The 1067-nt window shown below is 65.3% G+C and carries 1 protein-coding gene; it reads left to right on the top strand.

The genetic code is table 11. The features are described from left to right. Positions 1–116 precede the first annotated feature (116 nt). The gene (locus FHS84_RS21060; RefSeq protein ID WP_166937525.1) at positions 117–1046 is read left to right on the top strand and encodes an IS110 family RNA-guided transposase; all 930 of its coding nucleotides are present in this window, start codon (positions 117–119) and stop codon (positions 1044–1046) included. The last annotated feature ends 21 nt before the right edge of the window (positions 1047–1067 follow it).

The raw sequence follows: 1067 nt of genomic DNA, 5'->3' as shown, positions 1-1067 counted from the left end.
CACCTGGGGCCTCAAGAGCCCGTGGGGAGCTTGGTCGTCCGTCCGCCGTTCCATCGAACCCGAACAGTCGCTTGGGCCGCAAGAAGCGCAGCTCGATTTTGCAAGGACGGGAAACGATGGGTGTTTCTGTCGGTATCGATGTCTCCAAGGACCGCCTCGACGTTCATGTTTTGCCGCAGAACGAGGCGTTCAGCGTAGAACGCAACGGCAAGGGATTGGCCGCACTGGTCGAGCGGCTGAAACCTCTTGCTCCAAGCCTCGTGGTAGTGGAAGCCACCGGCGGCTTCGAGATGACCGTGGCGGCGGCCGTTGCGGGAGCCGGCCTGCCGTTGGCGGTGGTCAATCCGGCGCGCATCCGCCACTACGCCGAGGCCTTGGGTAAACGGGCCAAGACCGATCCAATCGACGCGTTCGTGATCGCCCGCTTTGCGGCGGACGTGAAGCCGGAGGTTCGTCCCCTGGCCGACGAGACGACCCAACTACTGGCCGAACTGGTGACCCGGCGCCGTCAGATCGTCGACATGCTACAGGCCGAGCGCCAGCGCGCGATGCGGGTCACCGTCAAGCGGTTCAAGAAAAGTATCGCCCGCGTCGTCGCCACGCTCGAAAAGGAGCTGGCCGAGCTCGACCGGGACATCGATGACATGATCCGCGGCTCGCCGGTGTGGTGCGAGAAAGAGGATCTGCTCGCTTCGGTCCCCGGCATCGGCAAACAGACCGCGCGCACGCTCCTGGCCGAACTGCCGGAACTGGGCACGCTCAGCCGCAAGCGCATCGCCGCTTTGGCGGGCCTCGCGCCTTACACCCGCCGCTCCGGCAAATGGCAGGGCAAAAGCATGATCGGCGGCGGACGCGCCTTCGTCCGCAAAGCCTTGTTCATCGCCGCCCTGGTCGCCGGCCGCCACAACCCAGTCCTTAAAGCCTTCCGCGACCGCCTCGTCGCCAAAGGCAAGGCCAAGATCGTCGCCGCCATCGCCGTCGCCAGGCGGTTACTCACCATCCTCAACGCCATCCTCAGGGATCGACGCCCATGGCAACCCGCTTGACACCCAAGACAGTCGCTCCCC

This window comes from Rhizomicrobium electricum (genome assembly GCF_011762045.1).
In the GTDB taxonomy this organism is placed as follows: domain Bacteria; phylum Pseudomonadota; class Alphaproteobacteria; order Micropepsales; family Micropepsaceae; genus Rhizomicrobium; species Rhizomicrobium electricum.
Note: the sequence above shows the minus strand (reverse complement) of the source record. Positions and strands in the feature narration are given on the sequence as shown.